We start from the raw sequence: 17,888 nt of genomic DNA on the forward strand, positions 1-17,888 counted from the left end.
TACAAAGCGAAAGGCCGCTACCTGGACAGGTAGCGGCCTTTTTCTTTGCTCACACAACGACCGCTTTACCAGCGAGGGCCATCGAAGCGCCGGCCTTCCCCGTGATGGTCCCAGGGGCGATGCGGTGGCGGAGGCGCTGGCTGGTAATACACCGGTTGGGGAGCTGGCACATACATCACCGGTTGCGGGCGCGGTGCATAACGCGGCTCATGAGGGTGGTGGTGCCCGTTGTTATCCCAGTTGGTGGCGATGAGAGCGCCTACCGCGGCGCCGGCAATCACCGGAACGACCAGGTCACGTTCGTCGGCGCTGGCGCTGCCAGCCGCTCCAGCGGCTACCAGGCAGGCGCTAAGCAGTGCGGCTTTGGTCAACTTCGCAAACATGGGTATCTCCTTCCAGCGCCGATCAGGTGGCGCCATGGACGTATGAAACACCCTGGGCGTGTAAAGCGCTGTCTAGAGAAGGTAAAGGTTCGGTAAGTCGGTTTCAGGGCTGGTTGGCCACGTCGTCCGCCGCAGCCTGGTAGGCCCGCATGAACTCTGGACTCTCGATGCGGATCATGGCCTGGTCTTCATTCAGCCCATGGTGCTTTTCGTAGTAGGCCACCCACAGCGAAACGATCAGGTCGGTAACGTCTTCCTCTGAATAGTTCTCTACCACAAGCGGCAGGGGCGACTCCTTGAAGAACGCGCGCGCGACGGCCTCGAGCCCCTCGGGTTCAGCCGCGGCCATGTCGTCGAAAAGGTCGTCGAAGGCGCCCAGTTCAAGCCCGTCCACGAAGAATTCTTCCATGCTGATGAATTCAGGGGAGAGCGCGTCCGGGTTGGTTTCGGTGGAGGCCGCGGCCTGGTTGTTGCGCAGGATGCGGTTCTGCCGAGCCTTGGCCGAGGCGCGCTTGTGTTTCTTCTGCTGCTTGCGAGGGGAGGACATGGGCGAGCTCCTGGCGAGGGTCGAACGAAGCGTTATGAGCGTAGCGCAGCCAATAAAAAACCCCTGAATCTTTCGATTCAGGGGTTTGGAAGTAGTGGTGCCCAGGGACGGAATCGAACCGCCGACACGGGGATTTTCAATCCCCTGCTCTACCAACTGAGCTACCTGGGCAACGGGGCGCATTAAACGGGTTTTTCAGGGTGGCGTCAAGCGCCGATTCAAAAAAATTTTAATTATTACCGTCGCTTACGCCAAAACCCTCATTCCGAGGGCGGCACGTAGCCTTCGGCCTGGGCGTAGTCCTCGCCGGAAAGGTACTTGTCCATCTCCGCCTGAAGGAACTTGCGGTCCTCGGCGTTCATCATGTTCAGGCGGCGTTCGTTGATCAGCAACGTCTGGTGCTTCTGCCAGTCGGCCCAGGCCTTCTGCGACACGTGCAGGTATATGTCCTCGCCCTTGGCGCCAGGGTAGGGCGGGCGCTCCAGGCCGGGGAGTTCCTCTTTGTATTTGCGGCACATCACGGTGCGGGTCATGGGGTATCTCCTGCGTGCATGGCATCGGCCGCGCGCTCGAGCAGCGTTTTCACCGGGGCGGCAAGGCCCAGGCGCGGCGGGGTGGCGAGGTTATACCAGAGCCAGTCGGCCTCGGCCACGTGGCTGCCCTGGCTGCTGACGCGCACCAGCCAGGGCGCGATGCTCAGTTGGAAGTGACTGAAGGTATGGGTAATCCCGGCCAACGCCTGGCTGTCGAGCAGGCGCAGATCATGCTGGGCAACCAGGTGCTCGATATCAGCGAAGCTGTCCAGCTCCGGCAGGCTCCATAGCCCACCCCAAAGGCCTACGGACGGACGCCGGTAGAGCAGGATGTCGCCGGCCTCGTTGACCAGCAAGGGCATGAGCGTTTGCCGCTGTGGCAGCGCCTTGCGCGGCTTGGGGGCCGGGTAGCGGGTTTCCTCGCCCAACAGATGGGCGCGGCAGCCGGCGCGCAGGGGGCATAGCAGGCAACTGGGGCGGCCGCGGGTGCACAAGGTGGCGCCCAGGTCCATCATCGCCTGGGTGTAGTGGTTCACTCGTACATGAGGGGTATAGCGTTCGGCGGCCGCCCAGAGGGCATTGGCCACCTTGGGCTCGCCAGGATAGCCGGCCTGGGCGGTATAGCGAGCCAGGACACGCTTGACGTTGCCGTCCAGGATAGGCGCGCGCAGGCCCATGCTGATGCTGGCGATGGCGCCCGCGGTGGAGCGGCCGATGCCCGGCAGGCTTTCCAGCAGGTCCGGGTCACGGGGAAACTCACCGTCGTAGTCCGCCATGACGATTTTCGCCGCTTTTTGCAGATTGCGAGCACGGGTGTAATACCCTAGCCCCGTCCACAGGTGCAGCACCTCGTCCTCGGCGGCCTCGGCCAGATGTCGAACCGTTGGCAATGCGGCCATGAAACGGTCGAAGTAGTTCAGCACAGTGCTGACCTGGGTCTGTTGCAGCATGATCTCCGACACCCACACCCGATACGGGTTGATGTCTTGCTGCCAGGGCAGGTCATGGCGCCCGTGACGGTCGAACCAGGTCAGGACGGCATCGGAAAATTGCTCAGGGGTCATCGCTTGAGCAAGCCCTTGAGCGCATCTTTCAGCTCAGGGCTCACCTTGTCTCCCAATTTGTCTTCGATCTTTTCTTCGACCCGGTTGCGTACCGCCTGGACGGCGACCTGGCCGAGGCCGTCGCGGTCTATCCGGCAAGCCCGGGCACCCAGCTCGAGCGGGCCGCGGCAGCGTATCGGCAGTTCCAGGTTGGCGAAACGGTCGTTCACCTGGCAGGCCGGGTCGGCCATGTTGCCGCTTTCACCTTCCACCACCACGCCCACGCGATAGTCCATGCCAAGCACGCGCAGGTCGATATCACCATTGCCGCTCACCCGCAGGCCGGGAATGCTGGCCTTGAGGTCGGGGTTGCTGGCCACGCCGTTGTGAATGCTCAGGGTGCCGTCCAACCGCTGGAAGGGCGTATCGCGGCCGCGTGGCTCGCTGGTGAGCGTCTTGCGGTTGAGCAAGGCGATGCCTTGGCACAATTGCTGCTCAAGGTTGGCATTGACCAGCACTCCGTTGTCCAGGGCGAAGCGGCCATTGCCGTCCAGGCTTTCGACCAGGGCCTTCTGGCTGTTGCCGCTGCCGTTCAAGGTAGTGTTCAAGGTCAGCAAGCCGCGCACTGGCGGCTGGGCTGTATGCGCCGCGAGCACGGTTTCCACGGGTACCTGGTCAAGCTGGGCGGTCAGGTTGGCCCGGGGGGAATCAGGGCGCACATCCAGGCTGCCATTGGCCTTGAAGCTACCTTGCCCCACCTGGCCACTGAGGTTGTCCAGCTTCAGCAGGCCGCCCTGGCCGCTCGCCGTCAAACGGGCATTGTCGATTGGCAGCTTTTGCAGAACGAGTTGGCCAAGGCTCAGGTCCGCTTGCAAGTCGATGCCGCGAAGTCGCTCGACCGGGAACAGCCGGTCGTCGCTCCAGGCCTGCCGGCCAGGCGCCTCCGGCAGGGGGGAATCGGCTTTGCCCATGGCCGCCGCCTCAGTGCCCTGGACCTCGGCCTGGCGGGCCGCGGCAGCGCCCCGCGCTTGCTCGCTGTCGCCAGGCAGGTAACGATCCAGGTCCAGCCGGTCTCCGCCAAGCTTGATCCGCACCGCCTGGGCAGCGATGTCCTCCAGCGCGATACGGCCACCCAGGGTGCTGCCATCGAGCTTGATGGTCAGATCCTCCAGCGCCAGGGCGTTTCGATTGCCCTGCAGGCGGCTGACCAGTTCGACCTGGGTCAGCGCGGTCGCATCGGCGGTGACTGGCACCGGCTGGCCAACACCGGCCAGGAAGGCTCGCACGTCCAGCTGGGCGATCGACAGGGCTCCGCTGAGCTGAGGCGTTGAGTCCAGGTCTCGCAGATGGAGTTCACCCAGGGCGCGGAACTGGTTGGCGGAAAGCTTCAGGTTGTTCCAGTCGATGACCTGCGCCGCCAGGTCCGCCAGTAGCTGGCCCTGGGCCGAGAACGTCAGGGTTTGCCCTTGCAGGGGCGCGCCGGAAAGGTCACCGCCCAGGCGCATGTCCTCGAATTGATAACGCTGCACCGATGGGTCGAAACGCAAGGTGCCCTTGAGTTCGGTACGTGCTCGCAGCTCGGGTTGATTGGTGCCCAGAAAGGCTGTCAGGGTGACGGGGACATCTGTGCCGGTATGCACGGCGCCGGTGCTGAGCTGGATGCTTTCGGCGGTGAAACTGCGGCCGCTTTGCTCGTCTGTGTAGGTTACCCGCCCATTGTTCAGGGTCAGGCTGTCGATATCCAGTTTCAGCTGGCGGCGAGATTGCGAGGGAGCAGGCGCTTGCTCAGAGGCGCTTTGATCGTCAGCCGTGGCGGGCGTACCCTGGGTGGGCAGCGGTTTGCCGATGTCTTCCCAGTTGCCATGGCCTTGGGCGTCGCGGTCGAGGCTCAGTTCCAGGCCTTCGACCCGCACATCGCTCATCTGTACTTCACGACGCAACAAAGGCAAGACCCGCACCGACAGGCCCAGCAACTGAAGGTTGGCGAAAGGCGCTTGCGGTCGCGCCAGGGTCGCCACGCTGGCGTCGTGAAGTTCCAGGCCCAGCCAGGGAAACAGGCTCCAGCCGATATCACCGTTGAGGGTCAGTTCTACATGGGCCTTGTCGCGGACCAGGGCGCGGATCTGGTCTTTGTAGTCGTTGGGATCGAAAAAATGGGTCAGGGCGAAGCCTAGAGCCACGAGGATCAGCAACAACCCGAGAAGGCCCAGCCCCAGGATTTTGCCGAACGTTTTCATGGGCGGGTCCTTTAGTCCAAGTCGTAGTGGCGCGAGTATACCGGTTTGCCATCTCTGGCGCGGCTCCGACGAGGCGGCATGTAACCATTCCCTTACAGCTCGGCTTTCTGTTCTCCAGCAGGGTTGTGAACCAAGGCACGGGCCGACAAAACGGGATGTCAGTTTGCTTTCACTGACATAAACAAGTGGTAATCTTCGCCCGTTTCAACTTTGTGCGGCAGTTTGTCGCGTTTTCCGGAGCGTTGCCGATAAGACGACCAGCGGCCACTGGGGCGCGAAGGTCGGGTAGCGATCCGGGCACCAGGTATGCACTGGTGTAACGGCCGCGTGCCAATCACAACTAGGGGTAGTACATGACTCAACATTCGATTGGGGGGAGCGCGGCCGAGCGGCCGGGCTTCCTGTCCAAGGAACGCATCATCGCCAGGCCGGGGTTCAATCGCTGGCTGGTACCACCGGCCGCGTTGGCCATCCACTTGTGCATCGGCATGGCCTACGGCTTCTCGGTGTTCTGGTTGCCGCTGTCCAAGGCCGTGGGCATCACCGCCGCGGTCGCCTGCCCGGCGGACATGGGCTTCTTCAGCCAGGTCTTCGCCTCCGATTGCGACTGGCCGATTTCCATGCTGGGCTGGATCTACACGCTGTTCTTCATCTTCCTGGGCTGCTCCGCGGCCGCCTGGGGTGGCTGGCTCGAACATGCCGGCCCGCGCAAGGCTGGTGTGGTATCCGCGCTCTGCTGGTGCGGCGGCCTGGTGATCTCGGCCCTGGGTGTCTACACCCACCAGATCTGGCTGATGTGGATAGGTTCGGGTGTCATCGGTGGCATCGGCCTGGGCCTGGGTTATATCTCGCCCGTTTCGACGCTCATCAAGTGGTTCCCGGACAAGCGCGGCATGGCGACCGGCATGGCGATCATGGGCTTCGGTGGTGGCGCCATGGTGGGCGCGCCCCTGGCCACCGCGCTGATGTCGCATTTCGCCACGCCTACCAGCGTGGGCGTGTGGCAGAGCTTCCTGGTGATGGCGGCCATCTACTTCGTGTTCATGATCGGTGGTGCCTTGAGCTACCGCGTGCCACCGACCGGCTGGAAGCCTGAGGGCTGGACCGCGCCGGCGAAGAAAGCCGGTAACGGCATGATCACCGACCGCCATGTGCACGTGAGCGTAGCCTGGAAAACCCCGCAGTTCGCTTTGGTATGGCTGGTACTGTGCCTGAACGTATCGGCCGGTATCGGCATCCTGGGCATGGCCTCGCCGCTGCTGCAGGAAGTATTCGCCGGCAAGCTGCTGGGCACCAGCCAGTCCTTCAGCGAGCTGAACGCGGACCAGCTCAAGCAGATCGCCGCCATCGCCGCTGGCTTCACCGGCCTGCTGAGCCTGTTCAACATCGGTGGTCGCTTCTTCTGGGCTTCGTTCTCGGACTACATTGGGCGCAAGTACACCTACTTCGTGTTCTTCACCCTGGGCGTGGCGCTCTACGCGCTGGTTCCGAACCTTGGCCACCTGGGCAACGTGGCGCTGTTCGTGGCCGCGTTCTGCGTGGTGCTGTCCATGTACGGCGGCGGCTTCGCCACCGTACCCGCCTATCTGGCGGACCTGTTCGGCACGCAGATGGTGGGCGCCATCCATGGCCGCCTGCTGACCGCCTGGGCCGCGGCGGGCGTGCTCGGCCCGGTGCTGGTGAACTACCTGCGCGAATACCAGCTGAGCATCGGCGTGGAGCGCGCTGCGGTGTATGACATCACCCTGTACATCCTTGCCGGCCTGCTGGTGCTGGGCTTCATCTGCAACGCGCTGATCCGCCCGGTGGCCGACAAGTACTTCATGACGCCGGAGCAGCTGGCCGCCGAGCGCGCCCTCAGCCACGACAAGACCGCCAACGGTTCCACCGTGCTGGAGTGGCGTGCCGCGCCCGGCAGCCTGCCGATGGTCATCGCTGCCTGGCTGGCCGTGGGCATTCCGCTGGCCTGGGGCGTGTTGATCACCCTGCAGAAGACCGCCGTGCTGTTCTGACAGGCTCGCCTGAGTCGACACCAACCCCGCCCTGGGCCTGGCCCCGGGCGGGGTTTTTCGTTTCTTCGTCGCGCTCGGCTTCATGCGGTCGCCGGGATGGGCCTATAATGTCCGCCTTTTTCGCTTAATGATTGTTTGCGGAGCTGGTGATGATCGAACGTAAGGCGTTCGTCGAGCGCAACACCCTGGAAACCCAGATCAAAGCCTCGATCAACCTGGATGGCACTGGCAAGGCCCGATTCGATATTGGCGTGCCTTTCCTTGAGCACATGCTCGACCAGATCGCCCGTCACGGGCTGATCGACCTGGATATCGAATGCAAGGGCGACCTGGCCATCGACGACCACCATACCGTTGAAGACGTTGGCATTACCCTGGGCCAGGCCTTCGCTCGCGCCGTGGGCGACAAGAAAGGCATCCGTCGCTACGGCCACGCCTATGTACCTCTGGACGAAGCCCTGTCGCGCGTGGTGATCGACTTCTCCGGCCGGCCCGGCCTGCAGATGCACGTGCCCTATACCCGCGCCGTGGTCGGCCGCTTCGACGTGGACTTGTTCCAGGAGTTCTTCCAGGGCTTCGTCAACCATGCCCAGGTCACCCTGCACATCGACAACCTGCGTGGGCACAACACCCATCATCAGATCGAAACCGTGTTCAAGGCCTTCGGCCGCGCGCTGCGCATGGCCGTGGAGGTCGACGAGCGCATGGCCGGGCAGATGCCTTCCACCAAGGGTGTACTCTGATGCAGACAGTAGCGGTGATCGACTACGGCATGGGCAACCTGCACTCGGTGGCCAAGGCCCTGGAACACGTCGGGGCGGGCAAGGTGCTGGTCACCAGCGACGCGGCGGTGATCCGCGAGGCGGACCGCGTGGTCTTCCCAGGCGTGGGCGCCATCCGAGACTGCATGGCGGAGATCCGCCGGCTCGGCTTCGACAGTCTGGTCAAGGAAGTCAGCAAGGATCGCCCCTTCCTGGGCATCTGCGTGGGCATGCAGGCGCTCATGGAGCGCAGCGAAGAGAACGACGGGGTGGACTGCATCGGCCTGTTCCCGGGCCAGGTACGCTTCTTCGGCAAGGACCTGCGCGAGGCCGGCGAGCACTTGAAAGTGCCGCACATGGGCTGGAACGAGATCGAACTGCCGGTTGATCACCCTTTGTGGCACGACATTCCCAACCGCGCCCGCTTCTACTTCGTGCACAGCTATTACATCGAGGCTGGCAAGCCTTCCCAGGTGGTTGGCCGCGGTCACTATGGCAAGGATTTCGCCGCCGCCCTGGCCGAGGGCTCTCGCTTCGCGGTCCAGTTCCACCCTGAGAAAAGCCATACCCATGGCCTGCAGTTGTTGCAGAACTTCGTTGCCTGGGACGGGCGCTGGTAGAACCACAATCACAAGCTGTAAGCGGCAAGCCCTGTAGGCGCAGGGCTTGCCTGCGCTCGGGCTTCAAGGCGCGCGCAAGCGTGGCGCCTACGGCTCAGTGTCAATTCCGAAGGATTCCAGAAAATGCTGATTATCCCTGCTATCGACTTGAAAGACGGCGCCTGCGTGCGCTTGCGCCAGGGCCGGATGGAAGATTCCACGGTGTTCTCCGACGACCCGGTGAGCATGGCCGCCAAGTGGGTGGACGGTGGTTGCCGCCGGCTGCACCTGGTGGACCTCAACGGCGCCTTCGAAGGCCAGCCGGTCAACGGTGAGGTAGTCACCGCCATCGCCAAGCGCTACCCCCAGCTACCGATCCAGATCGGCGGCGGCATCCGCTCGCTGGAAACCATCGAGCATTACGTCAAGGCCGGCGTCAGCTATGTGATCATCGGTACCAAGGCGGTGAAGCAGCCTGAGTTCGTCACCGAGGCCTGCAAGGCCTTCCCGGGCAAGGTCATCGTCGGCCTGGATGCCAAGGACGGTTTCGTCGCTACCGACGGCTGGGCTGAAGTGAGCAGCGTGCAGGTCATCGACCTGGCCAGGCGCTTCGAAGCCGACGGCGTAGCCGCCATCGTCTACACCGATATCGCCAAGGACGGCATGATGCAAGGCTGCAACGTACCTTTCACCAAGGCACTGGCCGAAGCGACGCGCATTCCGGTCATCGCATCGGGCGGCATCCACAACCTGGGGGATATCCAGGCGCTGTTGGACGCCAAGACCCCCGGTATCGTCGGTGCCATCACCGGCCGCGCGATCTACGAAGGCACCCTGGATGTGGCCGAGGCTCAAGCGTTCTGCGATAACTACCAGGGCTAAGCGTCACTTACTCCTGTAGGCGCGGCGCTTGCGCTCGCTGTCAGGCCTGGCGCGGGTAAGCCTTGCGCCTACAGCTGAGAGAAAGGAGGCCCCCATGGCCCTAGCAAAACGCATCATCCCTTGCCTGGACGTGGATAACGGCCGAGTGGTCAAGGGCGTCAAGTTCGAGAACATCCGCGACGCGGGCGACCCAGTGGAAATCGCCCGTCGCTACGATGAGCAGGGCGCGGACGAAATCACCTTTCTGGACATCACCGCCAGCGTCGATGGCCGCGATACCACCCTGCACACCGTGGAGCGCATGGCCAGCCAGGTGTTCATCCCCCTGACCGTAGGCGGCGGCGTGCGTACCGTTCAGGATATTCGCAACCTGCTCAACGCCGGGGCGGACAAGGTCTCGATCAACACCGCGGCTGTCTTCAACCCCGAGTTCGTCGGCGAAGCCGCGGCACGTTTCGGTTCCCAGTGCATCGTAGTGGCGATCGACGCCAAGAAGGTCTCCGGGCCGGGCGAAACGCCCCGCTGGGAAATCTTCACTCACGGCGGGCGCAAGCCTACCGGGCTGGACGCGGTGGAATGGGCCAGGAAGATGGAGGGCCTGGGCGCTGGGGAGATCCTGCTGACCAGCATGGACCAGGATGGCATGAAAAACGGCTTCGACCTGGGCGTTACCCGGGCCATCAGTGACGCCTTGGGCATCCCGGTCATTGCCAGTGGCGGTGTAGGCAACCTGCAACACTTGGCCGACGGCATTACCGAGGGCCATGCCAGCGCCGTATTGGCGGCGAGCATCTTCCATTTCGGCGAATACACCGTGCCCGAGGCCAAGGCCTTCATGGCTGCCCAGGGAATCTGCGTTCGCTGACGTTCGCGAGCTGCGCCCGCTCCTGCAGGGATCGCATTTCCCTGTAGGAGGGAGCAAAGCTCCCGAATGACCGGGTGCGGATGCCATTCCCAGCTGGCGCTCGGGCCCGCGGGGTCACAGATGTCCTTTTGGATAGATCCCGCCCTTGCCATGGCCGGACATTGCGCGGTTGCTCCGTTCGCCGATCATCTGGCGAATGCTGATCATCTCGATACCGCGGGCCTTGAGGGTGGGCAAGGCATGCTCCAGCACATCCAGCGTCTGCGGGTAGGGGTGGCCGATCACCACCACCGAGCCTTGCTTGTCAGCCAGCGCGACGGCGTGCTCCAGCTGCTGCGCTATCGCTTCCGGTGTGCGCACATCATCCAGGAAGACATCCCGAGACACGCTGGCCAGGCCGATGGCCTGCGCCTGGGCAGCCGCCTGGGTCGCTGCGCTGGTACGGCTGTCCACCAGGAACAACCCACGCTGCTGGAGCTCCTTGGCCAGAAGCGCCATGGCGTCGGCCTGGGCGGTCATCCGGCTGCCTTCGTGGTTGTTCAGCCCGGCGGCGAAGGGTACTGACTTGAAGGCCGCCGCCAGGCGTTCACGTAGCTGGTCTGACGAGAGGCCGGGTCGCCAGGCAAAGGGGCCGCCGGCCGGGTCCATGGGCATGTGCACGATCACCGTCTTGCCGGCTTTGTGGGCCTGCCGCGCGAATTCGGCCGCATGGGGCGTGTCGGGCATCACCGCCAGGGTGACGGGCCCAGGCAGGGCAAGCGCGCGGCTATCGCGAGAAGGCGTCTGCCCCAGGTCATCGATGATCAGGCTCAGGTAGGCCGGACCCGACGCTGCCAAGGCCTGCCCGGCGCCGGAAAGAGCCAGCAGGCACGCCAGTAGCCATGCGCGCATTTCAGTTGCCGCGCGTGACCTTCAGGCCCTTGAGCAGGTTAAGGGCCTGGCTGAGCTGGAAGTCATCGTCCTGCGGGCGTGCTTTCCTGTCCGCCGGGCTGCTCGGGGTCGGGCGGTCGGCACCGCCATTGCCGTTGCCCAGGTGGCCTTGCAGGTCGGCTTCCTTGAAGCTTTCCGAATCCTGCTCGCGGGTGATCTTGGCCCGGCGCACTTCTACGTCCGGCACGATACCCTGCGCCTGGATCGACCGCCCATTAGGCGTGAAGTAAAGCGCCGTGGTGAGTTTCAAGGCACGATCGTTGTTCAGGGGCAGCACGGTTTGCACCGAGCCCTTGCCGAAGCTGTCGGTGCCCATGAGCACGCCACGCTTCTGGTCCTGCAGGGCGCCAGCCACGATTTCCGAAGCCGAGGCACTGCCGCCGTTGATCAGCACCACCAGGGGCACGCCTTCGCTGGCATCGGCCGGGTCAGCGTTGAAGCGCAGCTCGGAATTGGCGATACGGCCCTTGGTATAGACGATCAGGCCATGGGTAAGGAAATGATCCGCTACCTCCACCGCCGATTGCAGCACGCCGCCGGGGTTGTTGCGCAGGTCGAGGATCAGGCCGTTGAGCTTCTTGCCGTTGTCCTTGCGCAGCTTGGCCAGTGCCTTGCCCACCTCTTCGCCGGTCTTGACCTGGAATTGGGTGATCCGAATGTAGCCGTAGCCGTCTTCGAGCGACTGCGCTTTCACGCTCTTGACCTGGATGATGGCGCGGGCAAGGGTAACGTCGAAGGGATTTCCGCCATCGCGGACCAGGGTCAGGGTGATCTTTTCCCCGACCTTGCCGCGCATCTTGTCCACCGCCTCGTTCATGCTCTGGCCGCGAGTGGGCTGGCCATTGATCTTGACGATCAGATCACCGGCCTCGATGCCGGCCCGGCTGGCCGGGGTGTCGTCGATGGGCGACACCACCTTGATGAAGTTGTCCTCGACGCCTACTTCGATTCCCAGACCGCCGAATTCGCCGCTGGTACTTTCCTGCAGCTCGGCGAAGTCTTCAGGGCCCAGGTAGGCCGAGTGCGGGTCGAGGTTGCTGAGCATGCCCTTGATGGCATTCTCCAGCAGGGTCTTGTCATCCACCGGCTCAACGTAGGCTGCCTTGATGCGGTCCATGACTTCGGCGAAGGTCCGCAGTTCGTCCAGCGGCAATGGCGCTTTCGCCGCGGGCGCGGTAGCCGGGTTCGCGGCTGGCGTGCTGGCAGCCGGCTCGGCGGCGTTCGCCAGGGGCGCAGCCATCACCAGGGCGAGGGCCAGCATGGAAAGGCGGAAGGATTGCAGCATCTCGAACGAACTCCTGATCCTGTTTGAGCAGCGCCGCATCAACCGCGGCACCATTGTGCAGGGTCGGTGGCCCGACCTTGCTGGCGAATGGCGAAATAGAGCGCGGGCGTATCCTGGCCCCCGCTGGTGCCCACCGTGGAAATGGCTTCTCCAGCCTTGACCACGTCTCCGGCACTCTTGAGCAGCGTCTGGTTATGCCCGTACAGGCTCAGGTAACCGTCCCCATGGTCGAGAATCACCAGCAGGCCGGCGCCACGCAGCCAGTCCGCGAATACCACACGACCGCCATGTACAGCATGCACCGCGCTTCCGGCGGCTGCCCCGATCATCACGCCGTCCCAGCGGGTGCGTTCATCGTCGCGGGTTTCACCGAAGCGCGCCAACAATCGACCATCGACCGGCCATGGAAGTTTTCCACGAGCGGCGGCGAAAGCGCCGCCGAAGGTCTCGCCCGTGCGTACACTGATCTGCGGCTGCGCCCTGCGTGGCGGTGGTGGGGTGTTGCTTGCCTGGGCGGCCTCACGCTGCTTGCGCTCTTCTTCCTGTTGCGCCAACAGTGCCTTGCGCCGGGCTTCCTCGGCTTCGCGGGCCTGGCGAGCGAGGGTTTCCTCGATGGTGGCCAACACTTTTTGCAGGTCAGCCTGGTCTTGCTGACGCTGCTGCAGCTTCTGGTCGCGGGCCTTGTAGTCATCGTTGAGCTTGGCCAGGGCTGCCTGGCGGTCCTTGCGCACGCTATCGAGCTGCGCCCGCTGCTCATCGAGGTTGCCTTGTTGCACCAGCAACTGGGCCTGTTGCAACTGGATGTTCTTCTCAACCTCGGCCAGCTGACGCAGGGTTTCGTTGAACGCCTTGAGCTGATCGAGCCGAGCCTTGCTCAGGTAGTCGTAATAGGTGAGCGTGCGCGTGAACTGTTCAGGGTTCTGCTGGTTGAGCAGCAGCTTGAGGTATTCCTGGCGGCCGCTTTGATAAGCGGCGCGTGCCTGGATGCCAATCAGCTTTTGCTGTTCAAGGCGCGAACTCTGGAGTTTTTTTTTCTGGGTTTCCAGACGCTGGAGCTCGCTCTCGGTGTCCTTGAGCTGCTGCTGAAGCTGGTCTACCTGTTTCTGCAGCTTGCCCATCTCCACTTCAGTGCCGCGCAGGTCCTTCTGCACGTCGCTACGCGCCTGCTGAAGCTGGGTGAGCACCTTCTTCAACTCGACAATGTCTTGGCGGGTCGCTTCGATCTGCTGCTGCGTTTGGCTGCGGTCGTCGGCGTAGGCGGGAAGCGTCAGGGCGGCGAGGGCAAGAAAGGCAAGGGTGCGGAGCATTGGTGGAGGGTCACCGAAGAAAGAGGGGCCTAGTATGCCCGGCGAGGCTGGCAAGCAAAAGGGCGCGCCATGCGCGCCCTCGAATGGTCAGGCCTCGACCAGGATGGAGGTGCCGGTCATTTCCTCAGGCTTTTCCAGGCCCAGCAGCTTGAGCATGGTAGGCGCCACGTCTGCCAGCACACCGCCCTCGCGCACCTTCAGTGGGCGCTTGCCCACATAAATGAAGGGTACCGGCTCGGTGGTGTGAGCCGTATGGGCCTGGCCAGTGGATTCGTCTTCCATCTGCTCGACGTTACCATGGTCGGCGGTGATCAACGCTTCGCCGCCCACCTTTTCCAGTGCCTGGGCGATACGGCCCACGCAGGTATCCAGGCATTCCACCGCCTTTACCGCCGCTTCGAAGATGCCGCTATGGCCGACCATGTCGCCGTTGGCATAGTTGACCACGATCACGTCATAGCGCTGGTGCTCGATGGCATCGACGATCCTGTCGGTCACTTCCGGCGCGCTCATTTCCGGCTGCAGGTCGTAGGTGGCGACCTTGGGCGAAGGAATGAGAATGCGCTCTTCGCCCTCGAAGGGCTCTTCACGGCCACCGGAGAAGAAGAAGGTCACGTGGGCGTATTTTTCGGTTTCGGCGATGCGTAGCTGCGTTTTGCCGTTCTTGGCCAGGTATTCGCCTAGCACGTTGTTCAGGCTGCTGGCGCCAAAAGCCGCAGGCGCGGGGATCTTGGCCGAATACTGGGTCAGCCCTACATATCCGGCCAGCTTGGGCTGGCGCTTGCGCTCGAAGTCGGTGAAATCGTTTTCCACGAAAACGCGGGACAGCTCGCGGGCACGGTCGGCGCGGAAGTTCATGAACACCACCGCATCGCCGTCTTCCACCCGCACAGGCTCGCCCACGGTGGTGGCCTTGACGAATTCGTCGCTCTCGCCGCGCTCGTAGGCGGCCAGCAGGCCTTCCTGGGCCGTGGCGGCATGATATTCAGCTGTGCCGTCGACGATCAGGTTGTAGGCAGAGCTGACCCGATCCCAGCGGTTGTCCCGGTCCATGGCGAAATAGCGACCGATCAGGCTGGCGAAGCGGCCTTTGCCCAAACGCTGGAAAGTGCTTTCCATCAGGGCAAGGGAGCTTTCAGCACTCTTGGGCGGGGTATCACGGCCATCGAGGAAGGCATGCAGGTAGATGCGCTCCGCGCCCTGGCGCGCCGCCAGCTCGACCATGGCCACGATATGGTCCTGGTGGCTATGCACACCGCCGTCGGAGAGCAGGCCCATCACATGCACGGCCTTGCCCGCCGCGACGGCCTTGTCGACCGCCGCGCAGATGGTGGGGTTGTGGAAGAACTCGCCGTCCCGAATGGCCTTGGTGACCCGGGTGAAGTCCTGATACACCACACGACCGGCACCGAGGTTCATGTGGCCTACCTCGGAGTTGCCCATCTGGCCATCCGGCAGGCCCACATCCATGCCGGAGCCGGAAATCAGTCCGTGGGCATGGGTTTGCAACAGCCGGTCCAGGTTAGGCTTTCTGGCGGAGAAGACGGCGTTGTATTCATGGCTATCGCTATGCCCGAATCCGTCCAGGATGATCAGGACCAGAGGTTTCGGCGTGGCTGTCATGGTTCCCACTCGCGGCTGTCAGAGGATAAAGGAAGTATCTTAGGTCAATTCGCCCCGCCTTGAATATCGAAGCGCGCTGCTGCAGACCTCGCAACCCCCGCCCGGTTCCATGAAACAGGCGCCCGGTGGGCTTTGGCCGCGCCCGGCCGCTGTGTATACTGGCCGCCATTTTTCATGCTCTGGAAGCTGTCGATGGTCGCTCACTTGCTGGAATTCGCCACCAATCACTACCTGCTCGTTGGTCTTTTCATCATTCTGCTGGTACTGCTGCTGGTGCTTGAAAGCAGCCGGGGCGGGCGTAGCCTCAGCCCGCGTGAGCTCACCGCGCTGGTCAACGCCGACAAAGCCGTGGTCATCGACATCCGTGCCAAGAAGGATTTTGCCGGTGGCCACATCGTGGACGCCATCAACATTCCCCAGGACAAGCTTCAGGCCCGCGCTGCGGAGCTGGACAGGCACAAGGGCAAGACCCTCATCATCGTAGACGCCATGGGCCAGCATGCCGGCGCCGTGTGCCGTGATCTGCTCAAGAGCGGCCATACCGCCGCCAGACTTGCCGGCGGCGTATCCAGCTGGCGTGCCGACAACCTTCCCCTGGTGAAGTGACCATGCCCCGGATCGTCGTTTATTCCAGTGACTGGTGCCCCTATTGCACTCGAGCCAAGGCCTTGCTGGCCAGCAAGGGTGTGGATTTCGAGGAAATCCGCGTCGATGGCCAGCCTCAGCTGCGCGCCGAGATGACCAGAAAGGCCGGACGCACCTCCGTTCCGCAGATCTGGATCGACGACCTGCATGTAGGCGGCTGCGACGATCTCTACGCGCTGGAGCGGGCGGGCAAGCTGGACCCGTTGCTGCGCTGAAACCTACCCTACCGAACGCTACAAGAAGGATCTGCCATGACCGATCAAGCTACCAACAGCGCAGCCAGCGAAGAAGCCGAAGGGCCTCAATTCTCTTTGCAGCGCATTTACGTTCGCGACCTGTCCTTCGAGGCGCCGAAAAGCCCTGGCATTTTCCGTCAGCAGTGGGAGCCAAGCGTTTCCCTGGACTTGAACACCCGGCAGAAGGCCTTGGACAGCGACTTCCATGAAGTGGTCCTGACCCTTTCGGTTACCGTGAAGAACGGCGAGGAAGTGGCCTTCATCGCTGAAGTGCAGCAAGCCGGCATCTTCATGATCAAGGGACTGGATGCCGCCGCCATGAGCCATACCCTTGGCGCATTCTGCCCCAACATCCTGTTCCCCTATGCCCGAGAAACCCTGGACAGCCTGGTGACCCGTGGTTCCTTCCCAGCCCTGATGCTGGCACCGGTCAACTTCGATGCCTTGTACGCCCAAGAGCTGCAGCGTATGCAGGAAGCTGGCGAAGCGCCTCAGGCTTGAGTAAGCGTTACCGCTGAACGGCGTTGTCGACTGAACCCCCGCCTACTGAAGCGGGGGTTTTGTTTTCAAGCGAGCTCATAAGCGGCTGAACCCAGATGCTTCCTTTCAGGCGAACCCCTGTTGCCGCCAGGCCTCGTACACCGCGATGGCTACGGTGTTGGACAGGTTGAGGCTTCGGCTGTTGGGGCGCATCGGCAGGCGCAGACGGCGTTCGCTGGGGAAGCTGTCCAGCACCTCTGGTGGCAGACCGCGGCTCTCCGGGCCGAACACAAAAGCGTCTCCGGGCTCGAATGCTACATCGTGGAAGGGCTGGGAGCCTTTGGTAGTGAAGGCGAACACTCGCGGCTGACCCAGGCTGGCCAGGCAGCTGGCGAGATCCGCGTGACGCTGTAGCGGGGCATACTCGTGGTAGTCCAGGCCGGCGCGGCGCAGGCGCTTGTCGTCCAGTTCGAACCCCAGGGGCTCGATCAGGTGCAACTGACAGCCACTATTGGCGCAGAGCCTGATAACGTTGCCCGTATTGGGTGGAATTTCCGGTTGAAACAGGATGACGTGAAACATGCGCGGCTCCGATACGAACGACGGGCAGCATTCTAGCGCCGAAGCGCTGCCGCCACGATCCTCCTTCTGGCCACGCTTTCTCGGCGCGCTGGCGCTGTTGGGGCTGCTGGTGGGCATGATGATCGGCAAGCTGGTTGACCCAGGCCGTAGCGCCTTCGATCGGGTAGAGTTGCTGGCCGGCGGTGAAATGAACCTATGGTTCGATCATGCCCCTCAGGTGCATGGGGAGGTAGTGGACGGGGCGGTAGCGATTCTTTTCGATGCCAGCGGGCCACAATTGCAGGGCCAATTGGAACTCCACGGCCGTCAGGCCAAGTGGACGCTGCGCCATACCGACCGGGGTTTGCTGCTGAATATCATCGCGGCCCGCCAGCTGCGAGCCCAATGGGAAGGGGCCGAAGCGCAAGGCCAATGGAGGCTGCATATCAGCCTCCAGGACGAATAAAAGAGGGAAGCCCCGGCCTGCCTGTACCAAGGTCCCCGAAAGGGGCGGGCTTCGGCGTGACGCCTGGCCCGGTGTAAAGAAGGAGCAGCAGCCTGCCTGTACCGCTGCCCCTGAAAAAAAGGCCCGTCTGCGACGGCGCCCTGGTGTAAAGAGGGGAACCCCGGCCTGCCTGTACCAAAGCCCCCGAAACCGTTGTAGGTGTCATTGCAGAGGGCGTGCCAGTTTTGCGATGAGCGCCCGGTCTGCCTACCTGATCCTCATAGGTTGCTGATTCGCATGATATTTTTTCTATAGGGCGGGTTTGCTTCAGATCTGATGTCTGTTGCGGACGCTCGCGTCCCGCCTAAAGGGTGCGCATTGCCGCGGTGCAGCTGGCCGGGGCGTGCACAAATGAGAGGCTCGAATAGCCCGTGGACGCTGGCGCTGGAGCGTACCCAAGCGCGGATGCCCAGGTTATGACCTTAACGCCCTGGCCATTCGCTCAGGCGATAGC

At 63.2% G+C, this 17,888-nt stretch carries 19 protein-coding genes and 1 tRNA gene; 9 read left to right on the forward strand and 11 right to left on the reverse strand.

Annotated elements, in window-relative coordinates; genetic code table 11:
• Positions 1 to 65 precede the first annotated feature (65 nt).
• From ACP691_RS14255 to ACP691_RS14280, 6 genes are all read right to left on the reverse strand, one after another.
• A complete protein-coding gene (locus tag ACP691_RS14255; RefSeq protein ID WP_426150569.1) occupies positions 66 to 383 on the reverse strand; it encodes a hypothetical protein in 318 nt (105 codons plus the stop codon).
• 103 nt (positions 384 to 486) lie between these two features.
• Positions 487 to 930, reverse strand: coding sequence for a hypothetical protein (locus ACP691_RS14260; protein ID WP_426150568.1), 444 nt, complete (start codon positions 928 to 930; stop codon positions 487 to 489).
• A gap of 95 nt (positions 931 to 1,025) precedes the next feature.
• Positions 1,026 to 1,101, reverse strand: a tRNA-Phe gene (locus ACP691_RS14265).
• An 89-nt stretch (positions 1,102 to 1,190) separates the two neighbouring features.
• Positions 1,191 to 1,463: an oxidative damage protection protein gene (locus tag ACP691_RS14270; protein WP_040260162.1), complete on the reverse strand. Its 273-nt coding sequence runs from the start codon at positions 1,461 to 1,463 to the stop codon at positions 1,191 to 1,193.
• Complete coding sequence (gene mutY, locus ACP691_RS14275; protein ID WP_426150565.1) at positions 1,460 to 2,527, reverse strand: A/G-specific adenine glycosylase; 1,068 nt, start codon at positions 2,525 to 2,527, stop codon at positions 1,460 to 1,462. Before mutY ends, ACP691_RS14270 begins: the two co-directional genes overlap by 4 nt.
• Complete coding sequence (locus tag ACP691_RS14280; RefSeq protein ID WP_426150563.1) at positions 2,524 to 4,743, reverse strand: AsmA family protein; 2,220 nt, start codon at positions 4,741 to 4,743, stop codon at positions 2,524 to 2,526. The genes mutY and ACP691_RS14280 overlap by 4 nt, the downstream gene beginning before the upstream one ends.
• Positions 4,744 to 5,096: 353 nt before the next feature.
• Here ACP691_RS14280 and ACP691_RS14285 point away from each other — a divergent pair, with 353 nt between their 5' ends.
• The 5 genes from ACP691_RS14285 to hisF all read left to right on the forward strand — a co-directional run bounded on the left by ACP691_RS14285 (position 5,097) and on the right by hisF (position 9,862).
• A complete protein-coding gene (locus tag ACP691_RS14285; RefSeq protein ID WP_426150561.1) occupies positions 5,097 to 6,755 on the forward strand; it encodes an OFA family MFS transporter in 1,659 nt (552 codons plus the stop codon).
• A gap of 149 nt (positions 6,756 to 6,904) precedes the next feature.
• Entirely contained in the window at positions 6,905 to 7,498 is a 594-nt protein-coding gene (gene hisB / locus ACP691_RS14290; RefSeq protein WP_040260157.1) for an imidazoleglycerol-phosphate dehydratase HisB, read from the forward strand.
• Positions 7,498 to 8,136: an imidazole glycerol phosphate synthase subunit HisH gene (gene hisH / locus ACP691_RS14295; protein WP_426150558.1), complete on the forward strand. Its 639-nt coding sequence runs from the start codon at positions 7,498 to 7,500 to the stop codon at positions 8,134 to 8,136. Before hisB ends, hisH begins: the two co-directional genes overlap by 1 nt.
• Positions 8,137 to 8,259: 123 nt before the next feature.
• On the forward strand, positions 8,260 to 8,997 hold the full coding sequence (gene hisA / locus ACP691_RS14300) for a 1-(5-phosphoribosyl)-5-[(5-phosphoribosylamino)methylideneamino]imidazole-4-carboxamide isomerase (protein ID WP_426150556.1): 738 nt from the start codon (positions 8,260 to 8,262) through the stop codon (positions 8,995 to 8,997).
• 94 nt (positions 8,998 to 9,091) lie between these two features.
• Positions 9,092 to 9,862: an imidazole glycerol phosphate synthase subunit HisF gene (gene hisF, locus ACP691_RS14305; protein WP_426150553.1), complete on the forward strand. Its 771-nt coding sequence runs from the start codon at positions 9,092 to 9,094 to the stop codon at positions 9,860 to 9,862.
• 114 nt (positions 9,863 to 9,976) lie between these two features.
• Here the strand turns inward: hisF and ACP691_RS14310 are convergent, their stop codons facing one another.
• The 4 genes from ACP691_RS14310 to gpmI all read right to left on the reverse strand — a co-directional run bounded on the left by ACP691_RS14310 (position 9,977) and on the right by gpmI (position 15,007).
• Positions 9,977 to 10,753: a divergent polysaccharide deacetylase family protein gene (locus tag ACP691_RS14310; protein ID WP_426150551.1), complete on the reverse strand. Its 777-nt coding sequence runs from the start codon at positions 10,751 to 10,753 to the stop codon at positions 9,977 to 9,979.
• 1 nt (position 10,754) lies between these two features.
• Positions 10,755 to 12,077, reverse strand: coding sequence for a S41 family peptidase (locus ACP691_RS14315; protein ID WP_426150549.1), 1,323 nt, complete (start codon positions 12,075 to 12,077; stop codon positions 10,755 to 10,757).
• Between the two features lie 38 nt (positions 12,078 to 12,115).
• Positions 12,116 to 13,384: a murein hydrolase activator EnvC family protein gene (locus tag ACP691_RS14320; protein ID WP_426150547.1), complete on the reverse strand. Its 1,269-nt coding sequence runs from the start codon at positions 13,382 to 13,384 to the stop codon at positions 12,116 to 12,118.
• Between the two features lie 87 nt (positions 13,385 to 13,471).
• Positions 13,472 to 15,007: a 2,3-bisphosphoglycerate-independent phosphoglycerate mutase gene (gpmI, locus tag ACP691_RS14325; protein WP_426150545.1), complete on the reverse strand. Its 1,536-nt coding sequence runs from the start codon at positions 15,005 to 15,007 to the stop codon at positions 13,472 to 13,474.
• A 192-nt stretch (positions 15,008 to 15,199) separates the two neighbouring features.
• Here gpmI and ACP691_RS14330 point away from each other — a divergent pair, with 192 nt between their 5' ends.
• The 3 genes from ACP691_RS14330 to secB are packed head-to-tail and all read left to right on the forward strand — an operon-like array spanning position 15,200 to position 16,389.
• Positions 15,200 to 15,613, forward strand: a complete 414-nt coding sequence (locus tag ACP691_RS14330; protein WP_426150542.1) for a rhodanese-like domain-containing protein — start codon at positions 15,200 to 15,202, stop codon at positions 15,611 to 15,613.
• 2 nt (positions 15,614 to 15,615) lie between these two features.
• Positions 15,616 to 15,867 carry a glutaredoxin 3 gene (grxC, locus tag ACP691_RS14335; RefSeq protein ID WP_426150540.1) on the forward strand — a complete coding sequence of 84 codons (252 nt, stop codon included), beginning with the start codon at positions 15,616 to 15,618 and terminating at the stop codon, positions 15,865 to 15,867.
• A 36-nt stretch (positions 15,868 to 15,903) separates the two neighbouring features.
• Positions 15,904 to 16,389, forward strand: coding sequence for a protein-export chaperone SecB (secB, locus tag ACP691_RS14340; protein WP_426150538.1), 486 nt, complete (start codon positions 15,904 to 15,906; stop codon positions 16,387 to 16,389).
• A 105-nt stretch (positions 16,390 to 16,494) separates the two neighbouring features.
• Here secB and trmL read toward each other — a convergent pair whose 3' ends face one another.
• Positions 16,495 to 16,950 (reverse strand): tRNA (uridine(34)/cytosine(34)/5-carboxymethylaminomethyluridine(34)-2'-O)-methyltransferase TrmL, encoded by a 456-nt coding sequence (trmL, locus tag ACP691_RS14345; RefSeq protein ID WP_426150535.1) that lies wholly within the window; start codon positions 16,948 to 16,950, stop codon positions 16,495 to 16,497.
• On the opposite strand from trmL, the gene ACP691_RS14350 reads away from it, so the two are divergent.
• On the forward strand, positions 16,949 to 17,395 hold the full coding sequence (locus ACP691_RS14350; RefSeq protein WP_426150533.1) for a hypothetical protein: 447 nt from the start codon (positions 16,949 to 16,951) through the stop codon (positions 17,393 to 17,395). The two genes, trmL and ACP691_RS14350, sit on opposite strands and share 2 nt — an antisense overlap.
• Positions 17,396 to 17,888: the final 493 nt, after the last annotated feature.

It is taken from the genome of Pseudomonas sp. DC3200b2, assembly GCF_049895785.1.
GTDB lineage: Bacteria > Pseudomonadota > Gammaproteobacteria > Pseudomonadales > Pseudomonadaceae > Aquipseudomonas > Aquipseudomonas massiliensis.

Bases quoted from the DNA above. Each gene is read 5' to 3' on its own strand.
- ACP691_RS14255 (WP_426150569.1), bottom strand. From the start codon at position 383: ATGTTTGCGAAGTTGACCAAAGCCGCACTGCTTAGCGCCTGCCTGGTA.
- ACP691_RS14260 (WP_426150568.1), bottom strand. From the start codon at position 930: ATGTCCTCCCCTCGCAAGCAGCAGAAGAAACACAAGCGCGCCTCGGCC.
- ACP691_RS14270 (WP_040260162.1), bottom strand. From the start codon at position 1,463: ATGACCCGCACCGTGATGTGCCGCAAATACAAAGAGGAACTCCCCGGC.
- mutY (WP_426150565.1), bottom strand. From the start codon at position 2,527: ATGACCCCTGAGCAATTTTCCGATGCCGTCCTGACCTGGTTCGACCGT.
- ACP691_RS14280 (WP_426150563.1), bottom strand. From the start codon at position 4,743: ATGAAAACGTTCGGCAAAATCCTGGGGCTGGGCCTTCTCGGGTTGTTG.
- ACP691_RS14285 (WP_426150561.1), top strand. From the start codon at position 5,097: ATGACTCAACATTCGATTGGGGGGAGCGCGGCCGAGCGGCCGGGCTTC.
- hisB (WP_040260157.1), top strand. From the start codon at position 6,905: ATGATCGAACGTAAGGCGTTCGTCGAGCGCAACACCCTGGAAACCCAG.
- hisH (WP_426150558.1), top strand. From the start codon at position 7,498: ATGCAGACAGTAGCGGTGATCGACTACGGCATGGGCAACCTGCACTCG.
- hisA (WP_426150556.1), top strand. From the start codon at position 8,260: ATGCTGATTATCCCTGCTATCGACTTGAAAGACGGCGCCTGCGTGCGC.
- hisF (WP_426150553.1), top strand. From the start codon at position 9,092: ATGGCCCTAGCAAAACGCATCATCCCTTGCCTGGACGTGGATAACGGC.
- ACP691_RS14310 (WP_426150551.1), bottom strand. From the start codon at position 10,753: ATGCGCGCATGGCTACTGGCGTGCCTGCTGGCTCTTTCCGGCGCCGGG.
- ACP691_RS14315 (WP_426150549.1), bottom strand. From the start codon at position 12,077: ATGCTGCAATCCTTCCGCCTTTCCATGCTGGCCCTCGCCCTGGTGATG.
- ACP691_RS14320 (WP_426150547.1), bottom strand. From the start codon at position 13,384: ATGCTCCGCACCCTTGCCTTTCTTGCCCTCGCCGCCCTGACGCTTCCC.
- gpmI (WP_426150545.1), bottom strand. From the start codon at position 15,007: ATGACAGCCACGCCGAAACCTCTGGTCCTGATCATCCTGGACGGATTC.
- ACP691_RS14330 (WP_426150542.1), top strand. From the start codon at position 15,200: ATGGTCGCTCACTTGCTGGAATTCGCCACCAATCACTACCTGCTCGTT.
- grxC (WP_426150540.1), top strand. From the start codon at position 15,616: ATGCCCCGGATCGTCGTTTATTCCAGTGACTGGTGCCCCTATTGCACT.
- secB (WP_426150538.1), top strand. From the start codon at position 15,904: ATGACCGATCAAGCTACCAACAGCGCAGCCAGCGAAGAAGCCGAAGGG.
- ACP691_RS14350 (WP_426150533.1), top strand. From the start codon at position 16,949: ATGCGCGGCTCCGATACGAACGACGGGCAGCATTCTAGCGCCGAAGCG.
- trmL (WP_426150535.1), bottom strand. From the start codon at position 16,950: ATGTTTCACGTCATCCTGTTTCAACCGGAAATTCCACCCAATACGGGC.